The sequence below is a fragment of the Streptomyces sp. NBC_01092 genome, assembly GCF_045039535.1.
GTDB lineage: Bacteria > Actinomycetota > Actinomycetes > Streptomycetales > Streptomycetaceae > Streptomyces.
In genome coordinates this window covers 9,983,068-10,000,883 of sequence record NZ_CP108659.1, presented here as the reverse complement: position 1 = coordinate 10,000,883, position 17,816 = coordinate 9,983,068, and the positions used below count along the sequence as shown (strand labels likewise).

Here is a 17,816-nt window from a genome sequence, read left to right as displayed (position 1 = left end):
CACTGAGGGGCACGCCAAGGCCCGGCGTCAGCCCTCGAGTTCCCGATCGATGATCGCGAACATCGAGTCCAGCGAGGCGGAGTCGATGTCGTCGTTGTCCTGCTCGGTTGCTGCTGTGTTCGGTTCGTCGTCGAGGCGCGCCGTCATGGCCCGCAGTCGGTCGCGCAGTTCCTTGCGCACGGTCCCGTCCTGTTCGGCCATCGCGAGGACGGCCGCCTCCAGTCGGTCCAGATCGGACAGGCTCGGCGCGGCGCCGCCCTCGGCGCGATCGAACTCGGTGCGCAGATGGGCGGCGAGGTCCGCCACGGTCGGGTGGTCGAAGATGAGGGTGGCGGGCAGCTGCAACCCGGTCACGCTGTTCAGCCGGTTACGGAGATCCACGGCCGTCAGCGAGTCGAAGCCCAGCTCCTTGAACGCCCGTGACGCGTCGACGGATCCGGCCGAGGCATGCCCCAGCACGCCGGCCACCTCGGCCAGCACGGCTTCCAGGACCATACGGTCCCGCTCCACCGAGCCGAGCCCGCGCAGCCGCAGCACGAGCCCACCGTCGCCGGCGGCGCCCGAAGCGGCCGTCCCCCAACCCCGCCCCTTCGTCGACACCAAGTCCCGCAAAATGAACGGCGCTTGAGTGCCCGAGAGGGCCGAGGTGCGCAGGGCAACGGGGACGGCGTTCGGCTCGTTCACGACCAGCGCAGCATCCAGCAACGCCAGGCCCTCGCTCGTCTCCAGCGCCGGGAAGCCCTGCCGTGCGAGCCGCTCCACATCGGCCTCGGCCAGCGTGCCGCCCATGCCCTCGGCGTTCGCCCACATGCCCCAGGCCAGCGACACGGCCGGGAGTCCGTGAGTGCGGCGAGTGACGGCGAGGGCGTCGAGGATGTTGTTCGCGGCGGAGTAGGCGGCCTGACCGGCGTTGCCCACGACTCCCGCGAACGAGGAGAACAGAACGAAGGCGGACAGGTCCCGGTCAGCCGTCAGCTCATGCAGATGCAGCGCCGATTCGACCTTCGCGGCCATCACACCCGCCAACCGCTCCGGCGTAAGACCGGCGACCAGGCCGTCGTCCAGGACACCGGCCGCATGCACGACACCGGACAGGTCAACGCCGTCGATCGCGGCGGCGAGCGCCTCACGGTCGGACACATCACACGCCCGCACCAGCACACGGGCACCCAACTCCTCCAGCTCAGCTACGAGTTCGGGGGCGCCCGGAGCCTCGGGACCGCGCCGGGACACGAGAAGCAAGTCCCGTACCCCATGTCGGACGACCAGATGCCGGGCAACCTCCGCACCCAGCCCACCGGTCCCGCCCGTGATCAGCACCGCGCCCTCGCCACTCCACGGCGACGGCACCCGCAGCACCACCTTGCCCACATGCTTGGCCTGCCCCAGCAGACGCAACGCCTCCGGCAGCCTGGCGACGTCGTACGACGTCACCGTCACCGGCCGCAGCGCGCCCCGCTCGAACAGCTCCAGCAGCGCCGCCCACATCTCAGCGATCCGGTCCCGCCCCGCGTCCATGACGTCGAAGGCGGCGTAGTCGATGCCGTACTCGGCCCGCACCCGATCCGCGTCACGGATGTCCGCCTTGCCCATCTCGACGAACCGGCCACCCGGCCGCACCAACCGCAGCGAGGCATCCACGAACTCACCCGCAAGCGCGTCCAGCACCACATCCACACCCGGCCGGAACCGCTCCGCGAACTCGGTCGTGCGCGAGGAAGCGATCCGCTCGTCCGGAATCCCGAGGTCCCGCAGGACCGGCCACTTGGGCTCACTCGCCGTGGCATACACCTCAGCGCCCAGATGCTGGGCCAGCTGCACGGCCGCCATACCGACACCACCGGCAGCCGCATGAACCAGCACCGACTCGCTCTCCTTGAGCGCTGCAAGCTCCACCAACGCGTAATACGCCGTCAGGAACACGATCGGCACAGACGCCGCCTGCTCGAACGACCACCCCTCCGGCACCCGCGCCACCAACCGGGCGTCGCTGACAGACATCGGACCGAACGCCCCGTCCAGCAGACCCATCACCCGGTCACCAACCACCAGATCGAAGACCTCAGAGCCCACTTCCACCACCACGCCCGCACCCTCGTGCCCGAGCCGGCCCGCGTCACCGGGGTAGGTACCCAGCACGTTCAGCACATCCCGGAAGTTCACACCCGCGGCCCGCACCGCGACTCGCACCTCACCGGGCCGCAGCGTTCGCGCCTTCTCGGTGATCACCGCCACGCCGTCCAGGCGGCCACGCCGCCCGACCTCGACGCGCCACGGCGTCTCCGGGTCCAGGGCCGGTGGTACCAGCAGTCCGTCGGCGGCCATCGGCGTCAGGCGGGGGAGCCAGATCCGCCCTTCGCGGACGGCGAGTTGGGGTTCCTCGCCGTGAGCGATGTGGTGGGCCAGGGTCCGGTGGGAGGCGGGGTCGCCGTCCAGGTCGGCGAGGAGGAACCGGTCGGGGTGCTCGCTGATCGCCGACCGGACCAGGCCCCAGGCACCGGCGCCGGTCAGGTCTGTGCCGTCCGGGCTGGGAGCAGCTCCGGCCGGGACCGCGTCGTGGGTCGTGACGACCAGACGCGTTCCGGTCAGGCGCTCGTCCGCCAGGCAGGTCCGCATGGTCCCCAGGAGATCAGCGATCGGACTTAGGACTTCACCAGAGTTGGCGGCGAGCTTCGGCCGGGAGGCGGTGCCGTCGGGCCGGATGCCCGGTATCGGCAGGATCAGTACGTCGGGCGCCTCGGTGCCCGTGTCGAGGGCGGTGATCAGGGCGTCCAGGTCACGGTGACGGCTGATCGGGACGCCGGCGGCGGCCCACGGTTCCTCGGCGCGTGCGTCCGACGAGAGCAGTACCCGGCGTTGGCCATGGGCGAGTTCGTCGCCGTCCGGTGTGTGGGCGGCGGGCGTCCACGCCAGGCGGTACAGGTGGTCGACGCCCGCCGGTGTCCGCAGGTCGGCGGCGGACACCGGGCGCAGCACCAGCGACTGTACGGCGGCCACGGGGGCGCCGACGGCGTCGGCCACGCGCAGGGAGACTTCACCGTCGCCGACCGAGTGGAGGTGGGCGCGCAGGGTCGTGGCCCCGGCGGCCGTGACGGACACCCCCGACCAGAGGAACGGCAGCAGGGCCTCACCGTCGTCCTGGCCGGGCAGGGCGAGCGCGTGCAGAACGCTGTCCAGCAGCGCCGGGTGCACCGCGTAGGCGACGGCCTCGGCGGCGCCGGGCTCGGGCAGGGCGGCCTCCACGTAGAGGTCGTCGCCGTGCCGCCAGGCGCGGCTCAGTCCGCGGAAGGTGGGGCCGTAGTCGAGTCCGGCCGCGGCCAGTCGCTCGTGGAGGCCGTCCAGCGGGAGGGGTTCGGCGTCGGCCGGCGGCCACGCGCGCAGGTCCCAGTCGGGTTCGGCCGAGCGGGTGGCGAGGGTGGCGGTGGCGTGCAGGGTCCAGGGCGCGTCGGCGGGTGCGTCCTCGGGACGGGCGTGGACGCGCAGGGCGTGGGTCTCGGCGTCGGGCGATTCCACGGAGATCTGCACCTGTGCGGCGCCGCCGTCGGCGAGAACGAGCGGCGCGTGCAGGGTGAGGTCGGCGACGTGGTCGCGGCCGACCCGGTCTCCGGCTTGGACGGCGAGTTCGAGCAGCGCCGTGCCGGGGACGACGACGCGTCCGGCGACCACGTGCTCGGCCAGCCAGGGGTGGCTGTCGGCGGACAGTCGTGAGGTGAGCAGCAGGGTGTCCGACCCGGCGACGGGCAGCGCCGCGCCGAGCAGCGGATGCCCGGGGTTGCCGAGGCCGAGGCTGTCGGCGGCGGCGTTGGAGCGACTGGGCCGCAGCCAGTACCGCTGCCGCTGGAAGGCGTACGTCGGCAGCGGGACGTTGCGGGCTCCGGACCCGGTGAGGACGGCGGCCCAGTCGACGTCGGCGCCCCGGACGAACAGTTCGGCCACCGCACCGAGGAACGTCTCGGCCTCGGGCCTGCCCTTGCGCAGCACGGACACCGCGGTGCGCTCGGCGCCGTCGTCGACGAGGCTGCTCAGCACCGTGTCGGGGCCGATCTCCAGCAGCCGGACGGCGCCTTGTGCGGTGACCGCCTCGGTGACGGCCTCGTGGAAGCGGACCGGCTGCCGGATCTGGCGCACCCAGTAGTCGGCGCAGGTCCAGTCGCCGTCGCCGAGCTGGGCGCCGCTGACTGTGCTGAGGGCCGTGCACCGAGGGGTGCCGTAGTCGATCCGTTCGGCAATGGCGGCGAAGTCGTCGAGCATCGGCTCCATGAGCGGGGAGTGGAAGGCGTGGGACACGCGGAGGCGGGTGACCCGGCGACCGCGGTCCCGCACGGCCGCCATGACCCGCTCGACGCCCTCCTCACTCCCCGAGATCACCACGGCGGCCGGACCGTTGACGACGGCGATCGACACGTCGCCGGTGGTCAGCAGCTCGGCGAGCTCAGCCTCGTCCGCCTGGACGGCGGCCATCGCACCGCCCTCCGGCAGGGCCTGCATCAGGCGGGCACGGGCTCCCACCAGCCGTACCGCGTCGGGGAGTTCGAAGACACCAGCCGTGTAGGCGGCGGCGTATTCGCCGATGGAGTGACCCAGCACGACGTCCGGCGCGACGTCCCATGACCGCAGCAGTTCCACCGACGCGACCTGGACCGCGAAGAGGGCCGCCTGTGCGTAGCCGGTGCGGTCGAGGAGGGCGGCCGCCTCGGAGCCGTCCTCCGCGAACAGCACATCGCGCAACGGAAGCGGGAAGCCCTCCGCGCCGACCAGCTCGGCCTCCAGCAACCCAGCAGCCTCGTCGAAGGCACGGGCGAACTGCGGGTAGACGGCGTGCAGTTCACGCCCCATACCGAGCCGCTGACTGCCCTGCCCCGTGAACATCCACGCCGTACGACCCTCCGCCACGACACCCGTCACGGCAGGCCCGGCGAGCCCCGACCGCAGCGCGTCAGCGTCACGCCCCAGGACCACCGCCCGGTGCTCCAAGGCCGCACGCGTCGTCGCGAGGGACAACCCGACGTCCACCGGGTCGAGGTCGCGTGCGTCGAGGGCCTGCGAGAGGCGTGCGAGCTGGGCGTGCAGAGCCTGCGTGCCACGGGCGGACACGGGCCATGCGACGACCGGCGCAGGCGTCACCGTGCCGCGCCGCTCCGGCTGTTGGACGTCGGGGGCCTCTTCGAGGATGACGTGGGCGTTCGTGCCGCTGATGCCGAAGGACGACACACCCGCCCGACGTTGCCGTTGACCGCGCGGCCAGTCCCGCTCCTCGGTCAGCAGCCGTACAGCCCCGGAGCCCCAGTCGACATGTGTCGAGGGCTCCTCGGCGTGCAGGGTGCGCGGCAGGGTCTCCGCGCCCAGCGCCATCACCATCTTCACCACGCTCGCCACGCCGGCCGCGGCTTGCGGGTGGCTGATGTTGGACTTGATCGAGCCGAGCCACAGCGGATCCTCGTCGGTGCGCGCCTGACCGTACGTCGCGAGCAGCGCCTGCGCCTCGATCGGGTCGCCGAGCCGGGTGCCCGTACCGTGCGCCTCGACGGCGTCGACATCGGCAGGGCCGAGGCCCGCTGCGGCCAGGGCCTGCCGGATCACCCGCTGCTGGGACGGGCCGTTCGGCGCGGTGAGCCCGTTGGACGCGCCGTCCTGATTGATCGCGCTGCCGCGTACCACGGCGAGGACAGGGTGGCCGAGTCGCTGGGCGTCGGAGAGGCGTTCCACGACGATGATGCCCGCGCCCTCGGACCAGCCGGTGCCGTCGGCGTCGTCGGCGAAGGACTTGCAGCGCCCGTCCCCGGCCAGCCCGCCCTGTCGCGCGAACTCCAGGAACATGCCCGGGTTGGCCATGACGGTGGCGCCGCCCGCGAGGGCCATGTCGCACTCGCCGGACCGCAGCGCCTGGCAGGCCAGGTGCAGGGCGACGAGCGCCGAGGAGCAGGCGGTGTCCACGGAGACGGCCGGACCCTCCAGGCCGAGCAGATACGACAGGCGGCCGGAGGCGACGCTGGGGGTGCTGCCGGTGAGCAGGTAGCCCTCGGTCTCGGCGGTCGTCTCGTGGAGGTGTCCGCCGTAGCCGTTGGCGGAGACGCCCGCGTACACGCCGGTCGCCGTGCCGCGCAGCGACGTCGGGTCGATGCCCGCTCGCTCCAGGGCCTCCCACGCCGTCTCCAGCAGCAGCCGCTGCTGCGGGTCCATCGCGAGCGCCTCGCGCGGGGAGATGCCGAACAGCTCGGCGTCGAAGTCACCGGCGTCCGCGACGAATCCGCCGACGGCCGCGACGCGGTCGAGCGCGCGGGTGTCCCAGCCCCGGTCCGACGGGATCGGAGTGATCGCGTCCTTGCCCTTGACGACCAGGTCCCACAGGGCTTCGGGCGAGTCCGCACCGCCCGGAAAGCGGCAGCCGAGTCCCACAATCGCGATCGGGTCGTCGGCGTTGGCGTGCGTGGTGGCGCGGGGCGTGCCGGCCGCGTCGGTCGTGTCGTCGTCGCCCAGCAGGTGGGTGAGGAGGTGGGCCACGAGGGCGCTGGGCGTGGGGTGGTCGAAGACGAGGGTGGCAGACAGGGCGATGCCGGTGGCGGTGCGCAGCCGGTTGCGCAGGTCGACGGCGGTGAGCGAGTCGAAGCCGAGGTCCTTGAAAGCGCGGTCCGGCTCGACGACGGCCGGGGAGGCGTGGCCGAGGACCGCCGCGACCTGGGCGCGCACCGTGTCGAGCAGCAGCCTCTCCTGCTCGTCGGGGCGCAACCCGCGCACCCGGTCGGCGAGTTCGCCGCCTCCGGTGCCTAGCTGCCGACGGGCACCGCGTCGGCGCCGGGCGGCGGGGACGAGGTCGTGCAGGACCCCGGGCAGGGTGTCGTGACCGGCCTCGGCGAGCGCGGCGACGCGCAGGGCTACGGGGACGGCGGTCGGCGCGTCGAGCAGCAGCGCGGCATCGAGCAGGGCGAGGCCGTGGCCCGTTTCCAGCGCGGGGTAACCCTGCCGGGCCATACGGTCCAGTTCGGCCGCGTCCAGTGTGCCGCCCATGCCGCTGGCGGTCGCCCACATGCCCCAGGCCAGCGACACCGCGAGCAGTCCCTCGGCGCGGCGGGCGGCCGCAAGGGCGTCCAGGGCGTTGTTCGCGGCGGCGTAGGCCGCCTGGCCCGGGTTGCCGACCACGCCGGCGAACGACGAGAACAGCACGAACGCGGAGAGCCGCTGATCGCGCGTCAACTCGTGCAGATGCCGGGCCGAGTCGGCCTTGGCGGCCAGAACGCGGGCCAGCCGTTCCGGAGTCAGGTCGGTGACCAGCGCGTCATCGAGCACACCGGCCGTGTGCACCACACCGCTCAGCTCGACACCGTCGAGCACGGCGGCCAGCGCCTCACGGTCGGACACATCACACGCCCGCACATCGGCGCGCGCACCCAACTCAGCGAGTTCCGCCTGGAGTTCGGCCGCACCGGGAGCGTCGGGCCCACGCCGGGAGACGAGCAGCAGATCCCGTACCCCGTGCTCGGTGACCAGATGCCGGGCGACCTCCGCACCCAGACCGCCGGTCCCGCCCGTGATCAGCACCGCCCCCTCGCCACTCCACGGCGACGGCACCCGCAGCACGACCTTGCCGACGTGCTTGGCCTGACCCAGCAGGCGCAGGGCCTCCGGCGCCCGGGAGATCCCGTAGGCGGTGACCGGCGCGGGCCGCACGCAGCCCTGCTCGAACAGCTCCAGCAGTGCCGCGAACATCTCGGCGATGCGGTCGGGGCCGGCGTCCATCAAGTCGAAGGAGCGGTACGACACCCCGTATTCGGCCCGCACCTGCTCCGCGTCACGGATATCGGTCTTACCCATCTCCACGAACCGGCCACCCGGCCGCACCAACCGCAGCGACGCATCCACGAACTCACCCGCAAGCGAGTCCAGCACCACATCCACACCCGACCGGAACCGCTCCTCGAACTCCGTCGTCCGCGACGAAGCGATCCGCTCATCCGGGATCCCGAGGTCGCGCACGACCGGCCACTTCGGCTCGCTCGCCGTCCCGTATACCTCGCCGCCCAAGTGCTGGGCCAACTGCACGGCCGCCATCCCCACGCCACCGGCAGCGGAGTGGATCAGCACCGACTCCCCCGCCTCCAGACCGGCAAGGTCCACCAAGGCGTAGTAAGCCGTCAGGAACACGATCGGCACGGACGCCGCCTGCTCCAACGACCACCCCTCCGGCACCCGCGTCAGCAACCGCGCATCGGTGACGGCCAGTGGGCCGAACGCCCCGTCCAGCAGACCCATCACCCGGTCACCGACGGCGAGACCGGTCATGTCCGGCGCGACCTCGACCACCACACCCGCACCCTCGTGCCCGAGCCGGCCGGCGTCTCCCGGATACATCCCGAGGACGTTCAGTACGTCACGGAAGTTGACCCCGGCGGCCCGCACCGCGACCCGCACCTCGCCGGATTCCAGGGGCCGTTGTGCTTCCGGGACGAGCGCGACGCCGTTGAGGCGGCCTTGGGCGACGACGTCCATCCGCCATCCGTCGCTCGATCCGGCGGGCGGCAGCAGCACGTCCTCGGTGACCGCACGGACGAGGCGCGGGACGCGCACGGCGCCCTGACGGACGAGCAGTTCGGCTTGGTCGGGGCAGCCGGCGAGGGCCCGGTAGGACTCCGCCGAGCCGTCGAGGTCGGCCAGCCGGAAGCGGCCCGGGTGCTCGCCGGCCGCCGAGCGCACCAGGCCCCAGACGGTCGCGCCGGCGAGGTCCGTGACGTCGTCGCCTACGGCTCGGGAGGTGACGAACACCAGGCGGGAGCCCGCGAGGCGGGGTTCGGCGAGCCAGCCCTGCACGAGCTCCAGGGTGGCGGAGGCCACCTCGGTGAGGGAGCGGTCGTTCGTGGCGACGGGTGCGTGGACGGTTCGCGGCGGCGCGTCCCCGGCGTCGAGTGCCGAGGTGAGGGCGGCGAGGTCGGCGTGGACGCGGGCGGGGGTGTCGGGCAGCGGATCAGGGTTGCCGAGCACGGTCCAGGTCGCGGTCGTGGCGGGAGCGGTGTCGGGCAGGGGCTGCCAGTCGAGACGGAACAGGCTGTCGCGGAAGGCGTTGTCGGTGGTGGTTAGCGCGCCGAGCGTCAGGGGGCGCAGGGTCAGGGCGTCGGCGCTCGCGACCGGTTCGCCGGTCGAGTCGGCCACGTGCAGTGCGACGGTGTCGTCGCCGCGGCGCGAGATCCGGACGCGGAGCGCGCCGGCGCCCACGGCCGTCAGTTCGACACCGGACCACAGGAAAGGCAGCAGGGCGCTCGCGTCCTCGCGCTCCCACAGCCCCAGCGTGTGCAGGACGGCGTCCAGCAGGGCGGGGTGGACCCCGTACCCGTCGGCGCCGCCCGCCACGGACTCCGGCAGCGCAGCCTGGACGAACCAGTCGTCGCCGGCGCGCCAGACCTGTTCCAGGCCACGAAAGGCCGGGCCGTACGCCAGTCCGGCCGTTCCCAGCGTCTCGTACAGGCCGTCGAGTTCCACGGGTTCGGCGCCCGGTGGGGGCCAGGCCCGCAGGTCCCACTCCTCGTCCGAGGGCTCGCCCGCCGCCAGGACACCGGAGGCGTGCACCGTCCAGGGGTCGTCGGTGGCGGTCTCGGGGCGGCCGTAGACGTACAGCTGTCGGCGGCCGTCGGTGCCGGGCGCCTCGACGCCGAGCTGGAGCTGTATCGCGCCCGTGTCGGGGAGGACGAGGGGGGCGTGGAGGGTGAGTTCGTCGACGCGGTCGAGGCCGACGCGGTCTCCGGCGGCCAGCGCCAGTTCGAGTAGGGCCGTGCCCGGCAGGATCACCGAGCCCGCCACGGCGTGGTCGGCGAGCCATGGCTGGTCGGCCACGGAGAGCCGGGCCGTGAGCAGGACGGCGTCCGATCCGGCGACGGGCACGGCGGCGCCGAGCAGCGGGTGCCCGGTGGCGCCGAGGCCGAGGTCACCGGCGGCCACGGTGGAGCGCGGTGCGTCGAGCCAGTAGCGGCTGCGCTGGAAGGCGTACGTCGGCAGGGGCACTTCGCGTGCGCCGGTGCCCGCGAAGACGGCCGCCCAGTCGACCGGGGTGCCGCGTACGAAGAGTTCGGCGACGGCCTGCAGCAGGGTCTCGGCTTCGGGACGGTCCCTGCGCAGCGTGGCGGCGGCGGGTGCGTCACCGGCGAGTGCGGTCAGGACGGGGTCGGGGCCGATCTCCAGGAAGCGGCCGGCGCCCTGGGTGCGGGCGGCGGTGAAGGCGTCGTGGAAGCGGACGGGGCGGACGATCTGGTCGGCCCAGTAGCCGGGGGTGGTCCAGCCGTCGTCGAGCGGGGCGCCGGTCACGCTGCTGACGGCGGCGACCTGCGGTGTGCGGTAGGTGATCCGGGCGGCGACTTCGGTGAACTCGGCGAGGACGGGCTCCATCAGCGGCGAGTGGAAGGCGTGCGACACGCGCAGACGGGTCGCGCGGCGGCCTTCGTCGCGGGCCCGCTCGACCACCGCGTCGACGGCGGTCTCGGTGCCCGAAACGACCACCGACGTGGGCCCGTTGACGGCGGCGAGCACCGCGCCGTCCGGGAGCCGTCCGGAGATGTCCGCCTCGGTCGCCTCCACGGCCGCCATCGCGCCGCCTTCGGGCAGTGCCTGCATCAGGCGGGCACGCGCGGCCACCAGCCGTGCGGCGTCCGGCAGTTCGAGGACTCCGGCGGTGTGCGCGGCGGCGAACTCGCCCACCGAGTGACCCAGTACGCCCTGCGGGGCCATCCCCCACGACCGCAGGAGGGCGACCAGCGCCACTTGCACCGCGAACAGCGCCGGCTGCGCGTATCCGGTGCTGTCCAGCAGGCCGGTGTCGTCCGCGAACATCGCGTCCTTGAGGGGCCGGTCGAAGCCGAGATGCGCGTCGAGCAGCCCGCACACCTCGTCCAGCGCGGCAGCAAAGGCCGAGTGGGTGTCGTACAACTCCCGTCCCATGCCCGCTCGTTGGCTTCCCTGGCCGGTGAACATCCAGGCTGTGCGGCCGTCGGTGACGGACCCGGTGATGCCGGGCTCGGCGAGCTGCGCGCGCAGGGCGTCCAGGTCGGGGCCCAGCAGGACGGCACGGTGTTCCAGTTCCGCCCGTGTCGTGGCGAGGGACAGGCCGGTGTCCAGCGGGTCCGCGTCCACGTCCGCCAGCCGCGCGAGCTGGGCGCGCAGTGCCTCGGCCGAGCGTGCCGAGACGACCCACGGCACCGTCGGCAGCCGGTGCTCCGGCTCGGCGGAGGGGGCGAGGCGCGAGGTGGGGGCCTCCTCGATGACGACGTGGGCGTTCGTGCCGCTGATGCCGAAGGACGACACACCGGCCCGACGGGGACGTCCGCCCTGCGGCCAGGCGCGCTCCTCGTGCAGCAGCCGCACCGCGCCCGACTCCCACTCCACGTGGGAGGACGGCCGGTCGGCGTGCAGGGTGCGCGGCAGGCGTTCGGCACGCAGCGCCATCACCATCTTGATGACCCCGGCGGCACCTGCGGCGGCCTGCGTGTGTCCGATGTTGGACTTCACGGCGCCCAGCCAGAGCGGCTCGTCGCGGTCCTGTCCGTAGGTAGCGAGGAGGGCCTGCGCCTCGATGGGGTCGCCGAGCCGGGTGCCGGTGCCGTGCGCCTCGACCGCGTCCACGTCGGCCGCCGCCACGCCGGCGTTCGTGAGGGCCTGGCGGATCACCCGCTGCTGGGACGGCCCGTTGGGCGCGGTGAGCCCGTTGGACGCGCCGTCCTGATTGACGGCGCTGCCCCGTACGACGGCCAGCACCGGGCGGCCGAGACGGCGTGCCTCGCTCAGCCGCATCAGCACGAGCACACCCGCGCCCTCGGCCCAGCCCGTGCCGTCCGCCGTGTCGGCGAAGGCCTTGCAGCGGCCGTCGGCGGCAAGTCCGCCCTGCCGGGAGAACTCCACGAACGTGGTCGGCGACGCCATGACGGTGACGCCGCCGGCGAGGGCCGTGTCGCACTCCCCGGATCTGAGCGACTGGCACGCCAGGTGCAGTGCCACCAGGGACGACGAGCAGGCCGTGTCCACGGTCACCGCGGGGCCCTCGAAGCCGAAGACGTAGGACACGCGACCGGAGAAGACGCTGCCCGCGTTGCCGTTGGCGAGCAGGCCCTCCACCTCACTGGGCACGGTGTGCAGGCGGGCGTGGTAGTCGTGGTACATCAGGCCCGCGAACACGCCCGTGCGTGAACCGCGCAGCGACAGCGGGTCGACTCCCGCCCGCTCCAGTGCCTCCCACGAGGTCTCCAGCAGCAGCCTTTGCTGCGGGTCCATCGCGAGCGCTTCACGCGGGGAGATCCCGAACAGCTCCGCGTCGAACTCGGCCGCGTCGTGCAGGAAGCCGCCCTCTCGGGTGGCGGAACTGCCGGGGCCCTCGCCGTGCAGGGCCGTCAGGTCCCAGCCGCGGTCGGCCGGGAAGTCCGACACTCCGTCGGCGCCGGACGCCACGAGGTCCCAGAGCGTCTCCGGTGAGTCCACCCCGCCGGGGAATCGGCATCCCATCCCCACGATCGCGATCGGCTCGTCGGTGCCGATGGTGGTGCGGGCGGCCGTGGCCGGGAGGTCGGCCGCGCCGAGGAGTTCCGTGCGGAGGTGGGCGGTGAGGGCGAGCGGGCTGGGGTGGTCGAAGACGAGGGTGGCGGGGAGTTGGAGGCCGGTGACGGTCTTGAGGCGGTTGCGCAGGTCTACGGCGGTCAGGGAGTCGAAGCCGATGTCCTTGAAGGCGCGGGCGGGTTCTACGGCCGCCGTGCCGGTGTGGCCGAGGACTGCGGCGACCGCGCTCTGGACGAGGTCGAGCAGCAGCCGGTGCTGTTCGTCGCCGGGCAGCGTGAGCAGGCGGCGGACCAGGGCGTTGCCGGTGTCGGTGCCGACGGCGGCCTGGCGGCGGGCCGTGGGCAGCAGACCGTGCAGGACGGCGGGGGCGCTCTCGCGGTGTGCGGCGAGGGCCGTGGTGTCGAGCGCGAAGGGCAGCGCGAGGGGGTGTTCGGTGCGCAGTGCGGCGTCGAAGAGGGCGAGGGCCTGGTCGGTGGGCAGCGGCGGGAAGCCGTGGCGGCGCAGGCGTGCGACGTCGGCCTCGGCGGTGCGGCCGCCCATGCCGTCGGCCGTCTCCCACATGCCCCACGCGAGGGACAGTGCGGGCAGTTCCTGGGTGTGGCGGGCGGTGGCGAGGGTGTCGAGCACGGTGTTGGCGGCGGCGTAGGCGGCCTGGCCGGGGTTGCCGAAGACGCCGGCGACGGAGGAGAACAGCACGAAGGCGTGCAGGTTCTGATCAGCCGTCAGTTCGTGCAGGTTGAGGGCTGCGGTGGCCTTGGCGTCGAGGACGCGGGTGAGCCGGTCGGGGGTGAGGTCGGTGAGCAGGCCGTCGTCGAGCACGCCGGCCGCGTGGATCACTGCGCTGAGCGGTACGCCGTCCAGGGCGGCGGCCAGCGCGGTCCGGTCGGCGGCGTCGCAGGCGACGGCACGGGCGCGGGCGCCGGCCGCGGTGAGTTCGGCGACGAGGGCCTCGGCTCCCGGTGCCGCGGGGCCGCGGCGGGACATGAGCAGCAGGTCGCGCACGCCGTGCTCGGCGACCAGGTGCCGGGCGAGGAGCGCGCCCAGGCCGCCGGTGCCGCCGGTGACGAGGACGGTCCCGGTCTCCGGCCAGGGGGTGGGCGCGGTGGCCGCCGGTTCGGTGGTGCGGGTGACGCGCGGGAGCAGTACCTGCTCGCCGCGGACGACGAGTTGGTCGGTGTCGAGGGCGGTCAGCGCGGCGCGGAGGGTGCGCAGGGCCTCGGGGGTGCCGTCGGTGTCGGCGACGGCGAAGCGGCCGGGGTGTTCGCTCGCGGCGGTGCGCAGCAGGCCCCATACGGCGGCGGCCGCGGGGTCGGTGGCGTCGTCACCGGCCGCTCGGGTGGTGACCGGCACGAGGCGGGCGTGCGCGAAGCGGTCGTCGGCGAGCCAGGCGTGCACGACGGCCAGGACGTCGGCGGCCAGGCCATCGGTGGTCGTTCCGGAGCCGACCGGGAGGAGGACCGTCGCCGGGTCGGTCGCGGCGAGGACGTCGAGGGTCGTGCCGTGGACGATCGCCGGGTCGGCGGCGGTCCACGGGGACGGGTCGTCGGTCAGTACGGCCGGGGCGGGTTCGGTGTCCTCCCCGCTGCCGGACGACGGGAGGGCGACCGGTGTCCACTCCAGCCGGAAGAGGCTGCCCGCGCGCGGGGTGTCGTCGCTCAGGGCGGACAGGGGCCGCAGGACGAGGCCCTCGACGTCGGCGACGGGTGCGCCGGTCTCGTCGGCGACATACAGGGCGACGGTGTCGTCGGTGTGCCGGGTGATCCGGACGCGCAGGGTGGCGGCGCCCACGGCGTGCAGGCGGACGCCGCTCCACAGGAACGGCAGCCGGGCCCCGTCGGAGGTGTCCTGCGGCAGTGCGAGGGCGTGGAGGGCCGCGTCGAGCACGGCCGGGTGCAGGCCGAAGGCCGTGGCGTCGCCGGCGCCGTCCGGGAGGGCGGCCTCCACGAGGAGGTCGTCGCCGTCGCGCCATGCGGCGGTGAGGCCGCGGAACGCGGGGCCGTAGTCGAGCCCGGCCGCGGCCAGCCGGTCGTGCAGGCCCTCCAGCGGGAGCGGTTCGGCTCCGGCGGGCGGCCAGGCCCGCAGATCCCAGGAAGGGGCCGGACCTGCGGGGGCGAGGGTGCCGGCGGCGTGCAGCGTCCAGGGGGCGTCGGCGGGCGCGCCGCCCTGGCGTGCGTGGACGCGCACGGCGCGGGTGCCGTCGGCGTCGGCGGGTTCGACGGCGATCTGGAGGTGTGCGGTGCCGTGTTCGGGCAGCACGAGCGGGCTGTGCAGGGCGAGTTCGGTGAGGGTGCCGCAGCCCGCCTGGTCGCTTGCCTGCACGGCGAGTTCGACGAGGGCGGTGCCGGGGACGACGACGCGTCCGGCGACCGTGTGGTCGGCGAGCCAGGGGTGGGCGTCCGCCGACAGGGCGGCGGTGAGCAGGACGGTGTCGGTGCCGGCGGGGCGCAGGGTCGCGCCGAGCAGGGGGTGACCGACGCTGCCGAGGCCGAGGCCGCCGGCGTCGGTGACGGTGCGGGTGGGCCGTAGCCAGAAACGCCGGTGGTGGAAGGCGTACGTCGGCAGATCGACGCGGCGGGCGCCGGTGCCGTCGAACAGGGCGGCCCAGCCGACGGCCGCACCGTGGACGTAGATCTCGGCCAGCGCGGTGAGCAGCGACTCGGGCTCCTGTATGCCCTTGCGCAGCACGGACGCGGCGGGTGTGTCGCCGGCCGTGCGGGCGAGGCCGGTGAGGACCGGATCGGGGCCGATCTCCAGCAGGCGGCTCGCGGACTGGCGGCCGGTGGCGGTGGTGAGGGCGTCGTGGAAGCGGACGGGGCGGACGATCTGGTCGGCCCAGTAGCCGGGGGTGGACCAGTCGGCAGCGGTGACCGGGGCCCCGGTGACGGTGCTGACGGCGGCGAGCGTCGGCGGGCGGAAGGTCACGGTCTCGGCGACGCGGGTGAACTCGGCGACGGCGGGCGCCATGTGGGGCGAGTGGAAGGCGTGCGAGACGCGCAGCCGGGTGACGCGCCGTCCCTGCTCGCGTGCGGCGGCCATGACCCGCTCGACGGCGTCCTCGGCGCCGGACACAACGACCGCCTGGGGCCCGTTGACGGCGGCGATCCAGACCTGGGCGGCGTCGAGCCCGTCCCGCGCGGCGGCGTCGAGCAGCTCGGCGACCTCGGTCTCGTCGGCCTCCACGGCAGCCATGGCGCCGCCCTCGGGCAGGGCCTGCATCACGCGGGCGCGGGCGGCGACCAGGCGTGCCGCGTCGGCGAGGTCGAACACGCCGGCGACGTAGGCGGCGGCGTACTCGCCGATGGAGTGGCCGAGGACGACGTCGGGCCGGGTGTCCCAGGAGCGGAGCAGCTCGGCGGTGGCGCTCTGCAGGGCGAACAGGGCGCTCTGGGCGTAGCCGGTGCGGTCGAGGAGTGCCGCTTCGGGGCTTCCCTCTGCGGCGAACATCACGTCGCGGACGGGGAGTTCGAATCCGGGTGCGCCCGCGAGGGCGGCGTCGAGCGATGCGCAGACGACGTCGAGGACGGCCGCGAACACGGGGTGGGTGTCGTACAACTCCCGGCCCATTCCCGGCCGTTGGCTTCCCTGTCCGGTGAACATCCATGCCGTGCGGCCGTCGATGACCGTACCCGTGATGGTGCCCGGGGTGCCGTCGGCGAGGGCCGCGGTGCGCTCGCGCAGGACGTCGGGGCCGGTGCCGAGGACGACGGCGCGGTGGTCGAGGCGGGCGCGGCTGGTGACGAGCGACAGGCCGGTCTCGGTGTGGTCGGCGTCGTGTGCTGCGAGGCGCGCGGCCTGGGCGGTCAGCGCGTCGTGGCTGCGGGCCGACAGTACCCAGGGCACGACCGGCGGCGCGGTGACGGCGCGCTCCTCCGGCTCTTCGGCAGCCGGGGCTTCCTCGACGATGACGTGGGCGTTCGTACCGCTGATGCCGAAGGCGGAGACGCCGGCCCGGCGGGGGCGCTCTGCGCGCGGCCAGGGGCGGGACTCGGTGAGCAGGCGGACGTCGCCCTCGGTCCAGTCCACCCGGGTGGAGCGGGTCTCGGAGTGCAGGGAGCGGGGCAGCAGTTCGGCGCGCAGCGACAAGATGGTCTTGATGAGGCCGGCGACGCCCGCGGCGGACTGGGTGTGGCCGATGTTGGACTTCACGGAGCCGAGCCACAGGGGTTCGGTGCGGTCCTGGCCGTAGGTGGCCATGAGGGCCTGGGCCTCGATGGGGTCGCCGAGCCGGGTGCCCGTGCCGTGTGCCTCGACTGTGTCGACGTCGGCAGGAGTGAGGGCGGCGGCGTCGAGGGCGGCGCGGATGACGCGTTGCTGGGAGGGGCCGTTGGGGGCGGTGAGCCCGTTGGAGGCGCCGTCCTGGTTGACGGCGCTGCCGCGGATCACGGCGAGGACCGGGTGGCCGAGTCGCTGGGCGTCGGAGAGGCGTTCGAGGACGAGGACGCCGGCGCCCTCGGACCAGCCGGTGCCGTCGGCCTCGTCGGCGAAGGACTTGCAGCGCCCGTCCCCGGCGAGGCCGCCCTGGCGGGCGAACTCCAGGAACATGCCCGGGTTGGCCATGACGGTGGCGCCGCCGGCGAGGGCCGTGTCGCACTCGCCGGAGCGCAGCGCCTGGCAGGCGAGGTGCAGGGCGACCAGGGCGGAGGAGCAGGCGGTGTCGACGGTGACCGCGGGGCCTTCGAGGCCGAGCGTGTAGGCGATGCGGCCGGAGGCGACGCTGGGGATGCTGCCGGTGAGGAGGTAGCCCTCGGTCTCGGGGGTGGCTTCGTGGAGGTGGCCGCCGTAGCCGTTGCCGGAGACTCCGGTGAACACGCCGGTGCGGGAGCCGCGCAGCGAGGTGGGGGCGAGGCCCGCCCGCTCCAGGGCCTCCCACGCCGTCTCCAGCAGCAGCCGCTGCTGCGGGTCCATGGCGAGGGCTTCGCGCGGGCTGATGCCGAAGAGGTCCGGGTCGAACAGCGGCGCGTCGTGGAGGAATCCGCCGCCCACGGTGGTGTCGCCGAGGGCGCTCAGGTCCCAGCCGCGGTCCTCGGGGACGGGCGTGATGCCGTCCCCCTCGGCGGCGACGAGCTCCCACAGGGCCTCGGGCGTGGTGGCGCCGCCGGGGAAGCGGCAGCCCATGCCGACGATCGCGACGGGCTCCCGGGACGCCGTGACGAGGTCCTGGTAGCGCTGCCAGAGCCGGTCGTTCTCCTTGAGGGACTCGCGCAGGGCTTCGACGAGCTCTTCGGAGGATGCAGTCATGTCCTTCTCCACGGTCGCGGTGAGCAAGCTGGGCGTGAGCGCCGGTGCCGGCCGGC

1 protein-coding gene is annotated in these 17,816 nt (G+C 74.1%); it reads right to left on the bottom strand.

All coding sequences use genetic code 11. The annotated features are described in order from the left end of the window. Window positions 1-27 precede the first annotated feature (27 nt). Entirely contained in the window at window positions 28-17,760 is a 17,733-nt protein-coding gene (locus OG254_RS44550; protein WP_405593447.1) for an SDR family NAD(P)-dependent oxidoreductase, read from the bottom strand. Window positions 17,761-17,816 lie beyond the last annotated feature (56 nt).